The sequence below is a fragment of the Verrucomicrobiia bacterium genome (assembly GCA_019634625.1).
GTDB lineage: Bacteria > Verrucomicrobiota > Verrucomicrobiia > Limisphaerales > CAIMTB01 > CAIMTB01.
Window position 1 is genome coordinate 1 of the sequence record JAHCBA010000069.1, and the last position, 19446, is coordinate 19446.

Consider the following 19446-nt stretch of genomic DNA (forward strand, 5'->3'; position numbering starts at 1 on the left):
TCTGGGGCAGATCCTGCGCCTGCGGATCCGGCACATGACCGACGGGGTGTTCCTGGGATCGAAGGAGTTCGTGAACCAGATGTGGGAGCGGCACCGGGACAAGTTCGGGAAGCGTCGCAAGAGTGGCGCGCGGATCATTCGGGGTGCCCCGATCCCGGGATTGCGGGTTCTGCGCGATCTCCGCGTCGATGCGGTGGGGTAAAGCGTCGTGCCGAGTCGGTAGGATTCCCGCTGATTGCCCCCTTCCCTCCCTCCGCCCGGTTGGGAAGGATACCTGCGTGTCCTGCCGCCCCCTCGCTCCCCACGAATTCACCCGGGCGGCCGGACACATGGCGGCGTCCTTCCATGAGGACCCGGGCATCCGCCACATCCTTCCCGACCCGTCCCGCCGCGAAGGACCGCTGACTTGGATGATGGGATCGTTCCTCCGCATGGGCGCCCGTTACGGGCATGTCCTCGCCGCTGGCGACGATCCTCTCGGTGTTGCCGTGTTCTTCCATTCGACGAATGCCGTTCCCAGCATCCCACGCCTCCTCCGTGGGGGATGGGGCCTGGCGCCACTCCGTCTCGGCCTCCCCGCCCTGGTCCGCGTCGCTTCCTGCATCCCTTGCCTCGAACGCCAACGCACCCGGCGCATGCCGGTGGACCACGTCTATCTGCTCAGCCTCAGCGTCGCCCCGGCCGCCCACGGACGAGGCCTCGGCGGCGCCCTCCTTCGCGCGGTCCTCGATCACGCCGTCTGCCAGGGTCTCCCCTGCTACCTCGAGACCTTCAACCACGCCAACCTGTCCTTCTATCGACGGCACGGATTCGAACTCCTCGGCGAGGCACACGTGCCTGGACGGGCAACCATCCCCTTCTGGTGCTTCGCGCATCCGTTTCCCGGAAATCCCGCCCAACCTTTCCGGTAAGCGCGCGTTCCCGCCTTCGGGTCCGACGGCACCACGGGAGGCGTGCCGGCGGAACCCCTTCACGATCGTCCCGCCGCCTACGGCGTCGGGTGGACCTGCGGTGCCCCCGACGATCACGACCACGAATACTGCGTGGACCTCGCGCAGCTCCCAGCCTTCCTGCACCCCACGCAACCGGACGGGGTGGAGGCACTCGACCTCGCCCTTGACAGGCCAACGCGCCGGATTTCAGGGAGGAGCGCGGCAATGCCGATCTCGATGCGATACAGCGAGCTTCCCTGGACCAGCGCCCTGACCGTTCCCGTCCCGACCTGCAGATCGATCACCGATCCGTTCCGGACGTAGGTACGGCCGCGCGGCAACCGGTTCGCGTAATCGCTGTAAGCCTCGAGATTGTCGCACCACGACTCCCCCCAGAAGGTACAGGCGATGGTACGCCCAACCACCACCACGGGATTCAGCGGCGTGCCCTTCCCGGCCATCTTGCGGGCCGTTTGTTCCGCTTCCCGCCGACGCTGCGCCACCGAGACATACGGGCGAAAGGAGTACCAGGACATCGTCAGTCTGAACCGCTCGTTCAGACGAAGTCTCCCGGTTCACCCGATCCCGAAGCAAGCCTGCCCTCCCTCGGTCGCGACTTCGGTCCCCACCCCACCCCCGCACGCCACGCCACCCCGCGTTCCCGGCGTCTTCATGTCCAGTGCGACCAGCTTCAGCAGATCCTCGTCCGACATCTCTGTCAGCAGCGCTTCCGCACCGTGTTCCCCGCCTGAAAACGAAGGAGTCAAACCACGGGCTGGAAGCCTGCCGGCACGCGGCGCAGACATCAAAGCAGCCTCCACGGATCCTGATCGCAAGCGTGGCCGATCGGGAACCGGCCCCGGCCGGCCGGAGCCGCGCATCCTGCTCGAAGACTCCACGAAGTCGTATCACACCAGACTTGGAGTGCGGCGCTCGGCGCCGCTTTGGATTCGTCCGTGGGGGGGACGGGTTGAAGTCCCACCCGGGCTTGAGGCTTGGCCGCGGCAGGATCCAAAGCGGCGGGAACCGCCGCACTCCAAAATTCGCCGGGACGGAACATCAGAACGACCGATTTGACCCCACCGCCCCTGTCAGGACTTGGAGTGCGGCGCTCGGCGCCGCTTTGGATTCGTCCGTGGGGGGGACGGGTTGAAGTCCCACCCGGGCTTGAGGCTTGGCCGTGGCAGGATCCAAAGCGGCGGGAACCGCCGCACTCCAAAAATTGGGGGGCGTCACCGCCTGGCTGTCGAGGGTGCCGTCCGCAACCGCGCCTTCGAGCCCCGCTGGAACTGAATCGACCAACAACCTGAGGGCAGAGGGCTCCCATCCGCTTCTTGACCCCATCGCCCCTTGTGGGAGGAAGGCGGTCAGATTTCGGCGGCGCGGATGCAGGCGACGAGGCGGTCGTCGAAGTCGGCGAGAGGCGGGCGGGCGGCGTTGCAGCGGGGTTCGGCGAAGGGGCAGCGGGGGTGGAAGGCGCAGCCAGCGGGGGGATCGATCGGGGAGGGCGGGTCGCCGGGGAGAAGGAGGCGCTGGCGGGCGCGTTCGCGGTCGGGATCGAGTTCGGGGATGGCGCTCACCAGGGCGCGTGTGTAGGGGTGGACGGGGCGACGGAAGACGGAGGAGGCGGGGCCGATTTCGACGATGCGACCGAGGTACATCACGGCGATGCGGTCGCTGATATGTTCCACGACGGCGAGGTCGTGGGAGATGAAGATGAGGGTCAGGCCCATGTCCCGGGAGAGGCGGGCGAGGAGGTTGATGATCTGGGCCTGGATGGAGACATCGAGGGCGCTGACGGGTTCGTCGGCGATGATGAGGCGGGGTTCGACGGCGAGGGCCCGGGCGATGGCGATGCGCTGACGCTGGCCGCCGGAGAATTCGTGGGGGTACTTGCGAAGGAACCGCTGGGCGAGCCCGACGCGGTCCATGAGTTCGGCGATGCGGGTGCGGAGCTGGGGTTCGGCCACCCGGCGATGGGCGCGGATGGCTTCAGCCAGCGTGTCGAAGACCGTCATGCGCGGGTTCAGGGAGGCGTAGGGATCCTGGAAGATCATCTGGAACCCGGAGCGCGCGGGGCGGAGGGCCTCGGTGGACAGGCGGGCGAGGTCCTGTCCCTCGAAGCGGACCTCGCCCGCGGAGGGGCGGATCAACTGGAGGATGGAACGGCCCAGGGTGGATTTGCCGCAGCCGGACTCGCCCACGAGACCGAGGATCTCGCCGCGGCGAAGCGCCAGGGAGACGCCGTCCACGGCCTTCACGGTGCCGATGCGGCGGCGCCAGAGGAGTCCGCGCTCGACCGGGAAATGGGTCTGCAGATCGCGGACGTCGAGCAGGGGGGGGGCGGGATTCATCGGGCGGGCTGGGATTCGGGCAGTTGAATCTCGCGGCGCTGGACGCGGAGGCAGGCGGAGTCGTGGTCGGGGACGATGGAGCGGAGCGCGGGTTGTTCGTGGAGGCAGGAGTCGATGGCGAATTCGCAACGCGGGGCGAAGGCGCAGCCGGGCGGGAGCCGGGAGGGATCGGGGGGGAGGCCGGGGAGGGTGGGGAGTTCGGTGCCGCGTGGGACGTGGGGATTGGGGCGGCTGCGGTGGAGGGCGAGGTTGTAGGGGTGGAGGGGTTGGTAGAAGAGGGGGCGGACCGGGGCGCGTTCGACGGTCTCGCCGGCGTACATCACCTGGACGCGGTCGCAGAAACCGGCGACGACGCCAAGGTCGTGGGAGACGAGGATGACGGCGGTGCCGTTGGCGCGCTGTTCGCGGCGGATGAGTTCGAGGATCTGGGCCTGGACCGTGACATCGAGGGCGGTGGTGGGTTCGTCGCAGATGAGGATGTCGGGGCGGGTGATCATGGCCATGGCGATCATGACGCGCTGGCGCATGCCGCCGGAGAACTCGTGGGGATGGGCGCGGAGGCGGGATTGGGGGTCGGGCACGCCGACATCGCGGAGGGCTTCGAGGGCGCGGGTGCGGGCGGCGGCGCGGTTGATCCGTTCATGGACGATGAGCGGCTCGATCAACTGGTCCTCGATGCGGAGGTAGGGATTCAGGGCCGTCATCGGGTCCTGGAAGATCATGGCGATGCGACGTCCCCGGATGCGGCGGAGGTCCGCATCGGGACAGCGCAGGAGGTCGAGTCCGTTGAAGTGCGCGTGGCCTCGCTCGATGCGGGCGGGGGGTTTGGGGATGAGGCCGAGGAGGGCGAGGCAGGAGACGGATTTGCCGGAGCCGGATTCGCCGACGATGCCGAGGGATTCGCCGCGTTCGAGGGTGAACGAGACGCCATTGACCGCGCGGACGACACCGGCGCGGGTGTGGAAGGCGACGGCGAGATCTTCGACGGCGAGGAGGGGCATGGGTGGGTGGCCGGATGGGCGGGTCTGGGGCGTGGCCTTGGGAATCAGTCCCTGGCGGCCCGGACGTCGAGAGCATCGCGGAGGCCGTCGCCGAGGAAGTTGAGGGAGAAGAGGGTGAGGGCGAAGGCGGCACCCGGGAAGACGAGGAGCCAGGGGAATTCGCGCATCACCTCGGCGCCTTCCTTGATGAGGACGCCCCAGGAGCTCATGGGTGGGGGGACGCCGAGGCCGAGGAAGCTGAGGAAGGCTTCGAGGAGCATGACCATGGGGACGGTGAGGGTGGCATAGACGAGGATGGGGCCGGTGGCGTTGGGGATGAGGTGGCGGACGAGGATCTGGCGTTTGCGGAGGCCGAGGGCGCGGGCGGCCTCGATGAACTCCTGGCGTTTCACGGACATGACCTGGGCACGGACGATGCGGGCCATGGTGAGCCACTCGACGGCGCCAATGGCGACGAAGAGGAGGATGAACTGCCGTCCGAAGACGACCATCAGGAGGATGACGAAGATGGTGAAGGGAATGGCGTAGATGAGTTCGACCAGGCGCATCATGACGGCGTCGAGGCGGCCGCCGATGTAGCCGGCGATGGCTCCGTAAAGGACGCCGATGAGCAGGGAGACGGCGGTGGCGAGGAGGCCGACGCTGAGGGAGATGCGGCCGCCATGGAGCATGCGGGTGAGGAGGTCACGTCCGAGGGGATCGGTGCCCAGCCAGTGGGCGCCGCTGGGGGCGGTGGCGCCGAGATCGAGGTTCTGCTGTTCGTAGCCGTAGGGACTGAACCAGGGACCGACGAGGGAGAGGAAGGCGAGGGCGAGGGTGGCGACGAGGCCGAAAACGGCCATGCGATTGCGGCAGAGGCGATGCCAGGCATCGCGACCAAGGGAGGAGGGCGGATCGGCGTCGGTGGAATCGGGGCGGGTCATTCCAGGCGGAGTTTCGGGTTGAGCCAGGCTTGAAGGATGTCCACGACCAGATTGAGGGCGATGATGAGAGTGGCGTAGAGGAGGACGGTGCCGAGGACCATGGTGTAGTCGCGATTGAGGGCGGACTTGACGAAGAACTGGCCGAGTCCGGGGACGCCGAAGATGGTTTCGACGACGAAGGAGCCGGTGATGAGCCCGGCGGCGGCGGGGCCGAGGAAGGCGACGACGGGGAGGAGTCCGCCGCGGAGGGCATGGCGGAGGAGGACGCGGGATTCGGAGGCGCCCTTGGCGCGGGCGGTGCGGATGAAGTCCTGGGAAAGGACCTCGAGCATGCCGCCGCGGGTGAGCCGGGCGACGTAGGCGGCGTAATAGAGGCCGAGGGTGAGGGCGGGGAGGACGCGATCGCGGGGTTCGTACCAGCCCCAGGCATTGAACCAGCCGAGGCCGAGGGCGAAGAGGAGGACGAGGAGGGGGCCCATGACGAAGGTGGGGAGGCAGATGCCGAGGGTGGCGATGGACATCGGGCCGTGGTCGAGGGCGGTATTGCGTTTGAGGGCGGCGAGGAGGCCGGTGCCGAGCCCGACGGAGAGGGCGACCAGGAGGGCCCAGGCGCCGAGTTCGAGGGAGACGGGAAAGGCGTCGGCGATGAGTTCGTTGACGGTGTGGGTCTGGTATTTGAAGGAAGGGCCGAGGTCGCCGCGGAGGAGGCCGCCGAGGTAGTCGAGGTACTGTTTCCAGAGGGGTTGATCGAAGCCGTAGTGACGTTCGAGATTGAGGAGGATTTCCGGGGTGACATTGCGTTCGGCGGAGAAGGGGCCGCCGGGCGCGAGACGGATCATGAAGAAGGTGAAGGTGGCGATGGCCAGCAGCAGGGGGATCGTTTCGAGGAGGCGACGACCGATGAAGCGCAGCATGACGGTCTAGCGGGAGGAGAGGGGTCCTGGGGAGGGGGCGAAGTAGGCTTCGCGGTACGGGAAGAGGGCGTGGAGATTGCCGGTCCAATCCCGGACGGAGGGATGGACGAGGTAGGGTTTCACGTAGAAGAAGATGGGGAGGATGGGGAGTTCCTCGAGGAGGATGACCTCGGCCTGGGCCATGATGGCGAGGCGGCGTTGGGGGTCGAATTCGCGGGCGGCGGCTTCAAGGAGCTGGTCGTAGCCGGCGTGACTCCAGCCCGTGTTGTTGTTGCCGTCGCCGGTTTTCCACATTTCGAGGAAGGTGTTGGGATCGATGTAATCGCCGATCCAGCCGGCGCGGCTGATCTGGTAGTCGAGGGTGCGCTGCTGGTCGAGATAGACCTTCCATTCGGTGTTGGCGAGGGTTGTGCGGACGCCGAGTCCGCGGCGCCACATTTCCTGGATGGCCTCGGCGATGGCGCGGTGTTTTTCGGAGGTGTTGAAGTGGATTTCGAGTTCAGGCAGGCCGGCACCGCCCGGGTGACCGGCCTCGGCGAGCAGGCGGCGGGCCTCTTCGAGATCGGTGGCCTGGGCAAACACCGGGGAGGAGTAGCCGCGCAGACCGGGCGGCACGACGTGGTAGGCGGGGAGGGAACCGTCACGCAGAATGGTGGTGACCAGTCCGGGACGGTCGATGGCGAGGGCGAGGGCGCGCCGCACCCGGGGGTCGCTCAAGCCTGGGCGGGTGACGTTGATGCGGTAGAAATAGACGCCGAGGTAGGGATCGATCCGCAGTTCGTCCGGGCGATGGGTGCGCCACCAGTCGAGCTTGGGGCGGGGAACCTCGTAGGTGACATGGAGCTGGCCGGCGCGGAAGGCGTTCTCCTCGGTTTCGAGCGAGGTGATCGGGTGGAAGCGGATGCCGTTGAGGCGGACCCGGTCGGCGTCCCAGTAGAGCGGGTTCTTCTCCACCAGCATGTGGCGTCCGATCCGCCACTCGCGAAGGACGAAGGGTCCGTTGCCGACGAAGTTCTCCGGGCGGGTCCAGCGGGTTCCCTTGCGGGCCATGCCACCGAAGCGCTCGACGGTCGGGATGTGAACGGGATACCAGGAGTAGTGGTACCCGATCATGCCGAGGAAGTAGGGGGTCGGGGCGTTGAGGCGGATGCGGTAGGTGTGGGGGTCCGGGGCCTCGAAGCCGACCTTGGCGAAGTTCGTGACGCTGCCGTTGAAGTAGGCTTCGGCGTTGGTGACGACGAACAGCATGTTGGCGTACTGGGCCGCCAGGGACGGGGTGAGGATGCGGCGATGGGAGAGGAGGAAATCGCGGGAGACCACGGGATCGCCGTTCGACCAGAGGGCGTCCCGGCGGAGGTGAAAGGTGTATTCGAGGCCGTCCGGCGATATCTCCCATCGTTCCGCCATGCCAGGAAGGGGGGCCAGGTCCCGCGGGTCGAGCCGGACGAGCCCTTCGAGGAGGGCGTCGATGACATTGTGCTCGGGGACGCCGGTGACGACATGAGGATCGAGGTCGGAGATGTCGTCGGCGTTGTTGATCAGGAGAATCCCCTCGCGCGCCGCGACGTCCACCGGCGACTCGCGGCGTCCGCAGGCGTTCAGTGCCACGGCGGCGATCAGGAGCAGCCACAGCGTCACCCGGGAACCCCTCGTGGCGGCGGGGCGAACCGGGTCAGGGTGTCGGGCGGGGCGGCCGGGCATCATGGGGCGGCAAGGTGGAACGGGTCGCCGGGCTTGCAAGGAGGGGCGGAGACGGGTCAGCCCGGCGGCCATTTCATGGGCCGGCCTCCGAGCACATGAACGTGCAGGTGGGGTACGCTTTCCCCGCCGTCGCGGCCGTGGTTGATGACCAGGCGGTACCCCGAGGCATCGAGACCGAGGCGGCGCGCAACTTCGGCGGCCTGAAGGAGGAGATGCCCGAGGAGTCCGGCGTCGCCGGCTTCCGCCGCACCGATACGCGGGATGGGTTGCTTGGGCACGACCAGAACGTGGGTCGGGGCCTGCGGGTTGATGTCGTGGAAGGCCAGCATTCGATCGTCCTCGAGGACGATATCAGCCGGGATCTGGCGGGCGGCGATTTTCTCGAACAGGGTCATGACTGGCGCCCGGTCAGAGTGGCTGTGTCAACGCGATGGGCAAGGCAAACCGGCGGGGATTGGGCAGTGAGTCAGGAGCAGGGGGTTGCGAGGGCACGCCGTCCCCGTCCTGTCGATGAGCCCAATGCCGGCGGAGCCTTGATGGCAGGGTAGGATTGGGTCCACGGCTATCCGCAAGCGACTGCCGGAGGCCATGCGAGGTCAGGGCGGATTGTGTCCGGGAAGGCCATCGATGCTGGTCGCATTCTTCGCGGTGCGGTAGGCAGCCAGCTCTTCCGCGGACTTGCGGGCCGTCCACTGATCGAGAACATCGCGCTGCTCCACGAAGTCCAGGCGGGGGACGGAATAGCCACACGAGGTTGAGATCCGGGCGACCGACACTTTGACGATCGCACGTGCTCCGACGTGGGTTGGGAACCGTGGAGAGAGGCGCTCGAACTCAGCATCGCCCGGATAGAGAACGACCGCCTTTCCGTGCAGGCGGACGATCTGCGGGGCGCCGTCGAATGCGCAGAACAGGATGACAATCCGCCCATTCTCCTGCACGTGCGCGATGGTCTCGACGCCGCTGCCGGTCAGATCGAGGTAGGCCACTTCCTGGGGACCGATAACCCGGAAGGTGTCGGAGCCCTTCGGGGAGCAGTTGATGTGCGCGTCGGGGGAAAGCGGAGCGGATGCCACAAAGAACACCCGCTGAAGGGCCATCCAGGCCTGCAAATCGGCTTCAATGGCATCGAAGACTTTTCCCATGAGGGTGCCTGACGCAGAGGTTGCCGACGCGGCGGAGCGGCGGCGGGATCAGTTGACCATCAGGGCGCACTGCGAGCGGGGGCGTTCGGCGCCCCAGCAGTCGCGGAGGAATCGAACGATGTCGTCGCTGACGCGGACGCTGCGGGGGCACCAACGGCGGACACGGGCGAGGCGCATGGCGCAAGGTCGGAGGCCCCGGAAGCGCACGACGCGTGGGGTTTTGGCCAGGAGTTGGCGAAGTTCGCCGCGGAGCTGGTTGTAGAAGCCCATTTCGAGTCCATCGCCGAGGGCATGGGCGAGGGCGTCGAGGTCGGCCTCGGCGATGTCGGCGGCAGCGGGGTCCACATTGGGATTGCCCTGGACCTGGTAGCCGAGGCCGACGAGGACCTTTTCGAGGGCCTGGGTGAATTCGTCGAGGGTCACTTGTTCGCGACCGAGGTCGTCCTTGAAGTAGTGGAGGACCGCGGTGGCCGCGTGGCGGATGACGTCGGGGTCGATCTGATCGAGGGAATCGGCGAGGATCTCGATGGTGAGTTTCTCGACCGAGCAGGGGATTTTGTCGCCGGAGGACACCTCAAAGACCAGGTAGTCGGAGTGTAGATGTATCATGGCGCTGGCGTTCGAGTTTGGTGACGACCTCCACGAATTCATCGGCCTCTTCGAACCTCCTGTAAACGCTGGCGTAGCGGACGTAGGCGACCTTGTCGAGAGCGCGAAGGGTTTCCATGACCCGTTCGCCGATGGCCATGACGGGCATCTCGCGATCGTACTCGTTGGCCAGATCGTCGGCGATGCGTTCGGCGGCATCGCTGACGATTTCCGGGTCGATCGGGCGCTTTTCGCAGGCCTTGCGGAGGCCGCTCAGGAGTTTCTCGCGGGAGAACAGTTCGCGCCGCCCGTCCCGCTTGACCACCATCAGTTCGGTGCGCTCGATCTGTTCGTAGGTGGTGTAGCGGTGCCCACATTGGAGGCAGACACGGCGGCGACGGATCGCCCGACCTTCCCGAGAACTCCGGGAATCAATCACCTTGTCGTCGGGACCGCCGCACTTCGGGCATCGCATATTCGGCCGACCGGCTACAGCAGGTTGAGGCTGTGGAGGGCGTAGCACACTGCCGGTGGGGGAGTCAAGGGATGGAAACGAAAAGGCCCGCCGCTGACGACGGGCCTGATCGGGCCGCGGGCGGGAACGGGAGGACGAGACTGGGATCAGTGCCAGCGGGTGGACCGCTCCTGCATCCAGAACACGTCGCGGTTGTTGGCGGAGGTGATGTCGAGGGGACGATCGACCTTGCTGATGCCGGGGCGGGTGCGGGGATCGACCCACTTGCGGATCTCGGAGTGGCCATCGGCGAACGAGAGGCCACCAGCGCCGTTGTGATAGCTGGCCGGGTAATCGACGATCTTAAACCGGCTGCCCTGCGGAGTGCCGGCGGCGCCTTGGGGATAGCCGGCCATGTCCACGACGAAATAGCCGTCGTTGATGCTGTCCTCGCGTTCGTCGAGGAAGACGAAGGTGCTGGAGGGGCCGGGATCGAGGATTTCAGTGAGGCGGAGGTACGTCTTCCAGCCGGACGCGGCATTGGGGACCCAGGGCCCTGAGTTGCCCCAGCCGGGTCCGCCAACCCAGTTGTTCATGGAGACACTGCGGATACGGGGGACGGTCTGGCCCTGGAGCGGGCCGCGGGTGGCCTTGGCGGTGGTCTTGTCGGCCGGGCACTTGAAGATGCCGACGGTGTTACCTGTGTAGGGCCAGAGCGGGCTCTTCTTGGTGTAGGCGTCGTGGTCCCAGTTGTTGGGATCGGTCCGGTTGTTGAGGGTGAGCCAGCTCCCGCCTGTCCAGTTGGGAATGGCCCGTCCGCCCGGCGGCGTCCACCCGGCAGCCCCGATCAACTTGTCCTCGTTGTCGTCCGTGTAGAGGCGCCAGACGAGGGAAAGCTGTTTGGTGTTGCTGAGGCAAAGGATGCCTTGGGCCTTGGACTTCGCCTTGGCCAGGGCGGGAAGGAGCATCGAGGCCAGAATGGCGATGATGGCAATGACGACGAGCAGTTCGATGAGGGTGAACGCGGGCCGCTCGCGCCTGGCCGTGAGATGTGAAGTTGAGTTCATGGGGTGCTTCAGCTCGGCAATCCGTGGGATGCGCGGGATCGTCATGAAAACGGCATGATCGTGCAACTGGGCAGTTCGGAGCACAGGGCGTGGCAGTGCATTTTCGGATTGTCGGCCAGGAGGCAACCGTTTGGAGGAACGTGCGCTGCGATTCCGCGCCATTCGCTCAACGCCCCCTCCGGCTCGTGGGACCCGCCCCTCCGATCGGGCGTGGGGAATCCGTTTATCCGATGATCTGCTGCAACCGCATCCCGTCAGACCGACGACGCGCCGATGCTCCGGGGATGAAGCGTCAGTCGCCGAACAGCTTGCGCAGGCGGTCCCGGGCGGCGTCTTCGCGGGCGTTGCGATCCGGGGCCTGCCAGTCGCGGCGGGCGTAATCGAAGTATTCGCAGAAGTTGGCGGCCGCCTTTTCGGCCACGGGCTCGGCGCGGCGCTCGCGGCACTGGTGGGCGACGCGGAGATCGTAGTGGGTGCAATTGAGACAGACCTTGAGGTCGGCCCGGCATTTCTCACAGGTCTCGCTCCGGCCAGGGGTGCCGTCGAGGAGGTAGGGGGCTCCGCACTGATGACAATGACGTTCGGGCATGGGATGGGGTGGGGCAGGGGCCGCGATTGGAGGGGGGAGGATGTCAGAACAGGCGGGGGCGGCCAAGGGGGTGGGGTCGCCCCGGATAGCCGCGGGCGTGCGGGCGTGCGGGCGTGCGTGTAACAGGTCCGGCACTTCTTAACTTATGAGGCAGGCGATAAGTTGCTGACGACGCAATTCTGCGCGGTATCCCTCCATGAATCCCATCGGGCCGGTGGGGATGACCCTTAGGCGGTTCGTCAACAGAAAGATGCCAGTCCTAATGCCTTGATGGTGTCAACAGCAAGGTGCCGGGCTTATTGATCTGATTGTGATTGGGTTGTCGGCCGTGTCCGCAGAGAGAGAGTCTGAAAAACGCTTGCGGCGCCTTCACTGGTTCGATAATTTCTGTCTTAACAGAAATAAAGGAATAAAGATGGCGGAGATGAGTCCGGTCCAGGGGAAATTCGTGCTGCATTGGGGCGAAATGGGAACGCGTTGGGGCATCAACCGGACGGTCGCCCAGATTCACGCTCTCCTTTTCACGTCGTCCCGCCCCCTCCCCGCCGAGGAGATCGCATCAACCCTCCAGGTGGCCCGGTCGAACGTCAGCAACAGCCTTCGCGAACTTCAGGGCTGGGGGGTCATCCGGCTGGTTCATGTCATGGGCGACAAGCGGGATCATTTCGAGGCCATGAAGGATGTCTGGGAGATGTTCCGGGTGGTCCTCGACGAACGGAAGAAACGGGAGATCGACCCCACCCTCGGCATGCTCCGGGATTGTGTCGCCGAATCGGCCGGGGACGGGGGGACAGATCCGTACACGGAGCGGCGCCTGCGGGAACTGGCGGAGTTCTTCGAACTGACGGGCTCCTGGTACACCCAGATCCGGAACTGGCCCACCCCGGTGATCGCCCGGTTCATGAAACTCGGCGACAAGGTCCGAAAGCTCCTGAACCTGGGCGACTGAGGGCCGCCTTTTTTTGGAGAAATCATTCTGTGAATACAGAAATAACGCAACCAACAGTAGATACGGCCTGCGATGGATGGATTATGGCCACTGTCAACAGGCGCTGGTGCAGCCTCGATCCGCGCTCGGACGGGCGGCACGTCGCCTCACGCGGGTTCCGGATCGAAAGGGGGCCAAGATGAGGCCGCTCCTTCCGAGCGTCCGTGCAGTGATGAAACGTCGCATTCTGGTGAATTTCCGGATCCGACCGGAGGTACTGGCGCCGCGGGTGCCCCGTCCGTTCCGATTGAAGACCGTTCGCGGCTGGGGGTTGGCGGGGATCTGTCTGATCCGGCTCGAACACCTCCGTCCGGGTCCGCTGCCGGCATGGGCGGGGTTGTCGTCCGAGAATGCCGCCCATCGCATTGCGGTCAGTTGGGACTCGGAGGATGGGGAGCGGGACGGGGTGTTCATCCTGGGCCGGGATACGAATTCGGGGGTGAACCGGTGGGCTGGGGGCCGTTTGTTTCCCGGGGTGCATCGGTTCGCGAACTTCCATACGTTCGAAACCGGGGGGCGGATGGAAGTCACCGTGTGCGACGGCGACGGCGTTGTGGTATCCCGGGTGGTGGCGGAGGCGACAGAGGACTGGCCGGCGGAATCGGTATTCGGATCCCTGGCGGAGGCGTCCGAGTTCTTCCGGGACGGATGTACGGGGTGGTCCCGCGCGCTGGACGGCAGGGGCATCGAGGGGGCTCAACTGGAACCGGACTGGTGGGCAATGACTGCCCTGAAGGCGATTGCCGCCGAATCGCGGGTTTTCCAAGATCCTGAACGATTCCCGGCCGGCACGGTGGAACTTGATTCGGCATTGGGCATGTACGGCATCCCGCACACCTGGCGCAATCTGGGGCTTTGGCCGGCCCCGGCGCCAGAGAGGGCGAGCGGGAGCGGAGCTTGTCCCCGGGGCACGCACGGGCCGGGTGCGTTGTTCCGGTTTCCATGACGGGGGCGGGAGGCAGCGGTATTTCCGGGTCGGGCACAAGCCGTGGTTGCGCGTTCCGGTGCATGGGGTGCTGGAGGATCGCGGATTGCTGGTGGAACACTGGCCCTGGATGGCGGAGGCGCGGGTGATCGGCGCCGACTACTCGCCGGGCCTGACCGCCGTCCGGATGGGCCGTCCGAGACGTTGGAGACAGGGGTGACGGTGAGTAGAACTCTCGGAACGGACCGTTCTACGCCGGGCGGCAGGGGAATAGAGGGAGGGTGAATCGCGCCACGCCGCAATCCAGGCTTCCAAAGTGCATCTATGGCACGGCTGGAACGGAGCGAGCTCGCCTTGGGACCCGGCAGTTGGCATGACCGGATGGAACTTTGGGCATGAACCCGCGGATTCGTCCCGGGTCGGGCTCGCCTTGGGACCCGGGAGATGGCATGACCGGGTGAACCCTTGGGCATGAACCCGTGGGTTCGTCCCGAGTCGGCCCATCCACTCCATGAAACGACCTCTCCCCCAGGAACTTCGCAATCACCGCGGTCAGCGCCTCGACTTCTCCCTCCATCCCGGACGCCCGGATCATGGCACTCTTGTTGTTGTCGGCCATGGCGTCACCGGCAACAAAGACCGGCCGCTCCTGATCACCCTGGCAGATCGTCTGGCCGGGGCCGGGGTGTCGGTGCTGCGCTTCTCCTTCGCTGGCAATGGCGCGTCTGAGGGCCGGTTCGAGGACTGCACCCTGTCCACGGAGGTCGATGATCTCGGGGCCATTCTTGACGCCCTGCCCGGCTGGAACGTCGGGTACGCCGGGCACAGCATGGGCGCCGCGGTGGGTGTCCTTCGGGCCCGCATGGATCCGCGTCTCCGGTTCCTGATCTCACTGGCCGGGATGGTGCATACGGCGGCGTTCGCGGAGCGTGAATTCGGCACCGTCACGCCGGGGGTCGGGTGCATGTGGGACAAGCCCGAGTGCCCTTTGTCCCCCGCGTACGTCGAGGACATGAACCGCGTGGGAAGTGTGATCGAGGCGGCCCGTGAGATTGAAGTCCCGTGGCTTCTGGTCCACGGGGTGGTCGATGATGTGGTTCCGGTCCAGGACTCCCGGGATCTCATGGCCATCGGGGGGTCGTCACGGCGCCTGGTCGAGCTTCCCGAGGCGGACCACGTATTCTCGGACGCCCATGCGGAGGCGATGGCCGACGCGGTGGTTTCCTGGATTCGACCCTGGTGCCCCGCCTGAGTCCGGTGGGAACGCAGCGATCGGCGTCGGGTAGGCACGTGTTGCCGGGTGTGTTGCGTGGCCATCCTGCCCTGTGTTTCTGCTGAGCGTCCCGCCGCGGCGGATCGGGTTCGGATGCCGGCGGGCGTGGGGAGTCATCGAGGACCTCGATTCGGAGCTTTGACAGGGAAATTCGACTCGGCATCTTGCCACCTCGTCATGCATTCCCAACCCTTCTTTTTCCGATCCCTCGCGCTGTCCCTGCTTGCCGTGGGACTTTCCACCTCCGCGCACGACTGGCCGCACTGGCGCGGTCCGCAATTCGACGGGTCGGCTCCGGAGCAGGCGCTGCCGACGACCTTCAGCAAGACGGAGGGCATTGCCTGGACCGCCGCGATGCCGGGCGAGGGTGCTTCGACACCGATCATCGTGGGCGACCGCGTCTTCCTCTCCTCGGTGGATAACGCCAGCCGTTCGCTGCTGGCCATTTGTCTCGACCGCCGGACGGGGAGGGAACTCTGGCGCCACACCGTGGCCGATGGCGATCGGAAGGACGACCGGAGCAACTTCGCCTCCCCCTCGCCGGTGAGCGATGGATCGCATGTCTGGTTCTTCTACGGCCAGGGCGAGATGCTGGCCTACACCCTCGACGGCAAGGAGGTCTGGCGCCGCAACATCCAGCGCGACCACGGTGCGTTTGCCTTCCTGTGGACCTTCTCGACCAGCCCGTTGTGGTACGACGGCAAGCTCTACCTCCAGGTCCTCCAGCGGAACGTCCCGGTCCAGGGACGTGGTCGCACCGATGGGCCGAACGAGTCCTACCTGCTGGCCATCGACCCGTTGACCGGACGCGACCTCTGGCGCCAGGTCCGCCCCTCGGAGGCCCGCGAAGAGTCCCTTGAAGCCTTCAGCAGCCCGGTGCCCTTCCAGTTCGGAGGCCGGACCGAGATCCTCATCTCGGGTGGCGATTGCCTGACCGGCCACGATCCGGCGACTGGCCGCGAACTGTGGCGTTGGGGCACCTGGAACCCGACCCGGATTACCCATTGGCGCCTCGTGCCCTCACCGGTTGCCGGCGGCGGGGTCATCCTGGGCTGCGGTCCCAAAGATGCCCCGATTTTCGCCATCAAGGCTGGCCAGAGCGGGACGCTCCCGGATTCCGGTTATGCCTGGCAGAGCCCTGAACGGGAACTGTCGAGCGATGTCTCCACGCCACTCTTCTATCGCGGGCGCTTCTTCGTCCTGAACAAGTCCCAGTCCATGCTGCTCTGCGCCGATCCGGCGACCGGCAAGGTTCTGTGGAAGGGGCAGTTGCCCAGCCGGCGCCAGACGATCGAATCGTCGCCGACGGCGGCGGACGGGAAGATCTACTTCATGGATTTCGCCGGCACGGTGTACGTCGTCGATGCCGACGCCAGCGAGTTCAGGCTTCTGCACACGGCGAACATGGGGGGTGAAGCGGACCGTTCGACGCGCTCCTCGATCGCCATCGCCCAGGGTCAGCTCTTCATCCGGACCACCGGGACGTTGTACGCGGTGGGACCGCGCGGCTGATCTCCTGGCGTGCGGTGTGGCGCAAGAAAAAGCCCGTCCGGTAATGCCGGGCGGGCTCTTTTCTTCCAGTCGTGGGTGCCGGATGCATTCCGGCACCGGGCTCATTCTTCGGCCAGCAGTGCCAGCACCTTGGCTTCGAGATCGTTCCGGGCGTCGAGATGACGGAGGACGCCCTTCTTGTCCACCAGCCACAGCGTGGGGATGGACTCGATGCCGAACCGTTCCCCGAGGGATTCGGTCCCCTCCGCCCCATCGAAGTACTGGGGCCACCGGAGCTTTTCCCGGGCGACGAGTCTTTCGAGCGCCTCCTTCTCCTGGTCGAAGCTGATTCCGAGAATCTCGAAACCCCTCGGATGGAGCTTCTCGTAGGTCTCCTTAAGGCTGGGCAGCTCCGCGATGCAGGGGCCGCACCAGGTGGCCCAAAAATCGATCAGGACCACCTTGCCGGTCATCTTCGACAGGTCGATTTCGCGTCCGTCGATGGCGGTGAACTTCAGGTCCAGGGGCTTCCCCACCCGGTCCAGTTTCGTCAGGAGCGCCTGAGCCCCCTCGCGCACCTCCTCCGGCAGTTCCGGGTTCAACAAGGGTGTCACCAGTTCGCGCGCCCTCTCCGGGGCTGCGCCGCCCGCCAGGTTCAGCAGCACCTGGTACGGTTCGGAACGTCCAGGGAACTCCCGGGCCAGACGCAATGCCGCTTCCTCCAAGGCCCGGCGCGCCACCTCCTCGCCTTGAGGGAACAACAGCTCCGCCGCCCGCTGTTCGCCGGCCATCCGGACCCCGAACCGCTCGTCCTCCGTCAAGGAAGGATCCTCGAGACGCTCCTTCTCCAGGGTCAGCAGCCTGGGCAGCGCGTTCGTGTGGCCCAGCTTCACGGCGGCGTCGAGCAATTGCATTTCGTGCCATCGCGCCGGAACCGCCCGCGGATCGTCCGGGTGAGCCTGATAGAAGTCGCGCGCGACGTCGGCCACCTTCACGGCCGCCGCCCCGCGCTCCAGTTGGAAGGTCCGCAAGGCATCCTCGTCTGGCGGCCCTTCCGCCCACGACGCGGGGGGTTGCGGCGGGTTGCTGTACACCGCCTGGAAATGCGCCCATGCCTGGTCCGCGGGACCTGCCGGCGTCGCCGAAGCGGGAATGGGCGCCGACCGGGGCGCGCTGTCGGCCGCCGGTCCGGGTGCCGGGTTGTCGCCACAACCACCCGCCAGTGCCAGCAGCGGCACGATCAACACAAGGGCCAGCCGGGTGCCGACACGAGACGATTCAGGATTCTCCATGAGATTCGGATTGGGATTCGGTGGAAACGCCCCCGCCCCACGCGCGGGCATGACGATTCAACAATCGCGCCACCCGCCACGGATGCAGCGGAGCGGCAAAGTCGCCCGCCCGTTCGGATCGGGGCGGGCACTCCCGGGCGTGGCGCAATGCCGCCGCCAGAGTGTCGAGATCGGCCGGAGCCAGTTCCAAGCGGACAGTGGGCGACAGTTCCATCCGGGCGCAAGTCTGGGCAAAGGCCAGGAACACCGGGCATGGCTCCAGACATGGCACCTCCCCCTTATGCGCCGGGTCGTCTCCGGGGACTTCCGGAGCCGTCCATCGACGATGCTTCCCGCAGGAGTCCGGACCGCAACTGCCTTCGATGGCCGCCGACAATGCCGCACCGCGCAACCCGCGCGCGAGGGCGCCGCCGCGACCCGGACGAAGGGCCGCCCGTTCGGCATAGGACATCGGTTGCGCCGAACCCGACCGCACCACCCACCAATCCGCCAGGGATCCGGGATAGAGCGCGTCGAGGCCTGTTCCCAAGTCCTCCTGTCGTTCCAGCCGGCAGCGCCAGCCGCGTATCAGGTTCGGTGCGGCCTTGAGCGGGCGGAACTGCCCTTCCGCGGTCGTGTGGGCCAGGGTCCGCAGGTCCGACGCGGCAACCGTGCGAAGATCGAGGTCGGCCCGCTGGCGGTCTGCTACATGACGCAACTCGAAGTTACTTCCCTGACGCCGCACCAGCACTTGGAGCCAGAGACGTTCCTCTCCCAGGGTGGCCAGAAACGCTTCCAACGGGGAATGGAACAGACACGACACCGGCGGAAGCCTAACGGTCTCCTCCCTGCGGCCAAGAGCCAATCCCCCCTCAGGCGACGCCAGGGGCAGAAGTTCAGGCATGGTGGGCCCAGCAGGATTCGAACCTGCGACCAAGGGATTATGAGTCCCCTGCTCTAACCGCTGAGCTATGGGCCCGACCAACTCATCCAGAACAACTTACAGATCCAGTTTTTCGGCCAGATGGACAATCTGATACTGCAATCTGATACGGGTTGGGTGCGCCGACCGGAAAAAACCCCGCCTTCCGAACGTTCTGAGCATCGGCTTTGGCGGAAATCTGCGACGCCCAACTTGTACCGTTATCGGCCATCGGGGACGTACTTCGCCTGTGCCAGAGTCGGAGGCAAGCTCATTCGAAAGAGCAAGCGGAAGCCGCCGCGATTCGTTGGATGGACTGTGACTTCACGAAGGGTCGGATCTTCGTCGCAGGCGAACCGGACCGTGGCACGAAGAATCACGAAACCCGATGGGTGCCCATGAATTCACCCATGATGGCGTTGCTGCGGCGGTGAGGTTGTCCGCGAGTTGCGATCGTTCCCGTTGCTGTGGCGTCGATGGGTGCGGGTTCATAACGGTTCTGCTCCCGGCTGCCGGCCTCCGGATTCGAAGCGTGTCCGATGCCTGTCGCGACCTGGCCCCCGGGATCGGAGTCGTCCCCGGGGACCGTGGGATCATGCCCCCACGGTGGTGGTCGTGGGTGTGGCCCTTGCACAAATTGCCCCGGCACCATGGCCCTCCCTTCGCCCGCTGGCGCGGTCCCCGGGAAAAGGAATCAGCCCGCCGGATGGCCGGCTGATGAAGGAGGGATCGGCGTTCAGAGGGCGACGCCGTCGCCCGGCGCCTCCTCGAAGGCGGCCCCGCCTCCGGCCGCCTGGTCGTGGACGAGGCCGCGGATCGGTTGCAGGTGGTGTGACGCCACCGTTGTGGGGACCCGTCGCGCCTCGGCGAACGCCACGGCAACAAGGTCCGGGCGAAGTGGAGTCGGT

Annotated in this window: 22 protein-coding genes and 1 tRNA gene; 7 read left to right on the top strand and 16 right to left on the bottom strand. The window is 66.4% G+C overall.

Features of this window, described 5'->3' with window-relative positions:
• The coding region (locus KF833_23275) for a chemotaxis protein CheW (GenBank protein MBX3748241.1) at window positions 1-202 on the top strand (202 nt) is incomplete at its 5' end.
• Between the two features lie 76 nt (window positions 203-278).
• On the top strand, window positions 279-911 hold the full coding sequence (locus KF833_23280; GenBank protein MBX3748242.1) for a GNAT family N-acetyltransferase: 633 nt from the start codon (window positions 279-281) through the stop codon (window positions 909-911).
• Window positions 912-1024: 113 nt separating this feature from the next.
• Here the strand turns inward: KF833_23280 and KF833_23285 are convergent, their stop codons facing one another.
• The 13 genes from KF833_23285 to KF833_23345 form a co-directional block, all read right to left on the bottom strand.
• The gene (locus tag KF833_23285) at window positions 1025-1468 is read right to left on the bottom strand and encodes a hypothetical protein (GenBank protein MBX3748243.1); all 444 of its coding nucleotides are present in this window, start codon (window positions 1466-1468) and stop codon (window positions 1025-1027) included.
• Window positions 1469-1507: 39 nt separating this feature from the next.
• Window positions 1508-1738 (bottom strand): hypothetical protein, encoded by a 231-nt coding sequence (locus KF833_23290; protein MBX3748244.1) that lies wholly within the window; start codon window positions 1736-1738, stop codon window positions 1508-1510.
• Between the two features lie 561 nt (window positions 1739-2299).
• The gene (locus tag KF833_23295) at window positions 2300-3286 is read right to left on the bottom strand and encodes an ATP-binding cassette domain-containing protein (GenBank protein ID MBX3748245.1); all 987 of its coding nucleotides are present in this window, start codon (window positions 3284-3286) and stop codon (window positions 2300-2302) included.
• On the bottom strand, window positions 3283-4287 hold the full coding sequence (locus KF833_23300) for an ABC transporter ATP-binding protein (protein ID MBX3748246.1): 1005 nt from the start codon (window positions 4285-4287) through the stop codon (window positions 3283-3285). The genes KF833_23295 and KF833_23300 overlap by 4 nt, the downstream gene beginning before the upstream one ends.
• A gap of 44 nt (window positions 4288-4331) precedes the next feature.
• Window positions 4332-5210, bottom strand: coding sequence for an ABC transporter permease (locus KF833_23305; GenBank protein MBX3748247.1), 879 nt, complete (start codon window positions 5208-5210; stop codon window positions 4332-4334).
• Complete coding sequence (locus KF833_23310) at window positions 5207-6124, bottom strand: ABC transporter permease subunit (protein MBX3748248.1); 918 nt, start codon at window positions 6122-6124, stop codon at window positions 5207-5209. Before KF833_23310 ends, KF833_23305 begins: the two co-directional genes overlap by 4 nt.
• A gap of 6 nt (window positions 6125-6130) precedes the next feature.
• Window positions 6131-7825 carry a peptide ABC transporter substrate-binding protein gene (locus KF833_23315; GenBank protein MBX3748249.1) on the bottom strand — a complete coding sequence of 565 codons (1695 nt, stop codon included), beginning with the start codon at window positions 7823-7825 and terminating at the stop codon, window positions 6131-6133.
• Window positions 7826-7881: 56 nt separating this feature from the next.
• Entirely contained in the window at window positions 7882-8220 is a 339-nt protein-coding gene (locus KF833_23320) for a histidine triad nucleotide-binding protein (protein ID MBX3748250.1), read from the bottom strand.
• Window positions 8221-8421: 201 nt separating this feature from the next.
• Window positions 8422-8970 carry a pyridoxamine 5'-phosphate oxidase family protein gene (locus KF833_23325; GenBank protein MBX3748251.1) on the bottom strand — a complete coding sequence of 183 codons (549 nt, stop codon included), beginning with the start codon at window positions 8968-8970 and terminating at the stop codon, window positions 8422-8424.
• Window positions 8971-9018: 48 nt separating this feature from the next.
• Window positions 9019-9579 (bottom strand): hypothetical protein, encoded by a 561-nt coding sequence (locus tag KF833_23330; protein ID MBX3748252.1) that lies wholly within the window; start codon window positions 9577-9579, stop codon window positions 9019-9021.
• On the bottom strand, window positions 9545-10033 hold the full coding sequence (nrdR, locus tag KF833_23335) for a transcriptional regulator NrdR (protein ID MBX3748253.1): 489 nt from the start codon (window positions 10031-10033) through the stop codon (window positions 9545-9547). Before nrdR ends, KF833_23330 begins: the two co-directional genes overlap by 35 nt.
• Window positions 10034-10179: 146 nt before the next feature.
• Window positions 10180-11079 carry a type II secretion system protein gene (locus tag KF833_23340; protein ID MBX3748254.1) on the bottom strand — a complete coding sequence of 300 codons (900 nt, stop codon included), beginning with the start codon at window positions 11077-11079 and terminating at the stop codon, window positions 10180-10182.
• Between the two features lie 292 nt (window positions 11080-11371).
• Window positions 11372-11668 (bottom strand): hypothetical protein, encoded by a 297-nt coding sequence (locus KF833_23345; protein ID MBX3748255.1) that lies wholly within the window; start codon window positions 11666-11668, stop codon window positions 11372-11374.
• A 466-nt stretch (window positions 11669-12134) separates the two neighbouring features.
• Here KF833_23345 and KF833_23350 point away from each other — a divergent pair, with 466 nt between their 5' ends.
• The 5 genes from KF833_23350 to KF833_23370 all read left to right on the top strand — a co-directional run bounded on the left by KF833_23350 (window position 12135) and on the right by KF833_23370 (window position 16366).
• Complete coding sequence (locus KF833_23350; protein ID MBX3748256.1) at window positions 12135-12617, top strand: MarR family transcriptional regulator; 483 nt, start codon at window positions 12135-12137, stop codon at window positions 12615-12617.
• 211 nt (window positions 12618-12828) lie between these two features.
• Complete coding sequence (locus tag KF833_23355) at window positions 12829-13602, top strand: DUF2071 domain-containing protein (GenBank protein ID MBX3748257.1); 774 nt, start codon at window positions 12829-12831, stop codon at window positions 13600-13602.
• Window positions 13580-13801 (top strand): hypothetical protein, encoded by a 222-nt coding sequence (locus tag KF833_23360; protein ID MBX3748258.1) that lies wholly within the window; start codon window positions 13580-13582, stop codon window positions 13799-13801. Before KF833_23355 ends, KF833_23360 begins: the two co-directional genes overlap by 23 nt.
• A gap of 291 nt (window positions 13802-14092) precedes the next feature.
• Complete coding sequence (locus KF833_23365; GenBank protein ID MBX3748259.1) at window positions 14093-14833, top strand: alpha/beta hydrolase; 741 nt, start codon at window positions 14093-14095, stop codon at window positions 14831-14833.
• A 198-nt stretch (window positions 14834-15031) separates the two neighbouring features.
• Window positions 15032-16366 (top strand): PQQ-binding-like beta-propeller repeat protein, encoded by a 1335-nt coding sequence (locus KF833_23370; protein MBX3748260.1) that lies wholly within the window; start codon window positions 15032-15034, stop codon window positions 16364-16366.
• A gap of 101 nt (window positions 16367-16467) precedes the next feature.
• On the opposite strand, the gene KF833_23375 is transcribed toward KF833_23370, so the two are convergent.
• From KF833_23375 to KF833_23385, 3 genes are all read right to left on the bottom strand, one after another.
• Complete coding sequence (locus tag KF833_23375; GenBank protein MBX3748261.1) at window positions 16468-17637, bottom strand: redoxin domain-containing protein; 1170 nt, start codon at window positions 17635-17637, stop codon at window positions 16468-16470.
• Entirely contained in the window at window positions 17624-18520 is an 897-nt protein-coding gene (locus KF833_23380; GenBank protein MBX3748262.1) for a hypothetical protein, read from the bottom strand. Before KF833_23380 ends, KF833_23375 begins: the two co-directional genes overlap by 14 nt.
• Window positions 18520-18595 (bottom strand) — tRNA-Ile (locus KF833_23385). The genes KF833_23380 and KF833_23385 overlap by 1 nt, the downstream gene beginning before the upstream one ends.
• Window positions 18596-19446: the final 851 nt, after the last annotated feature.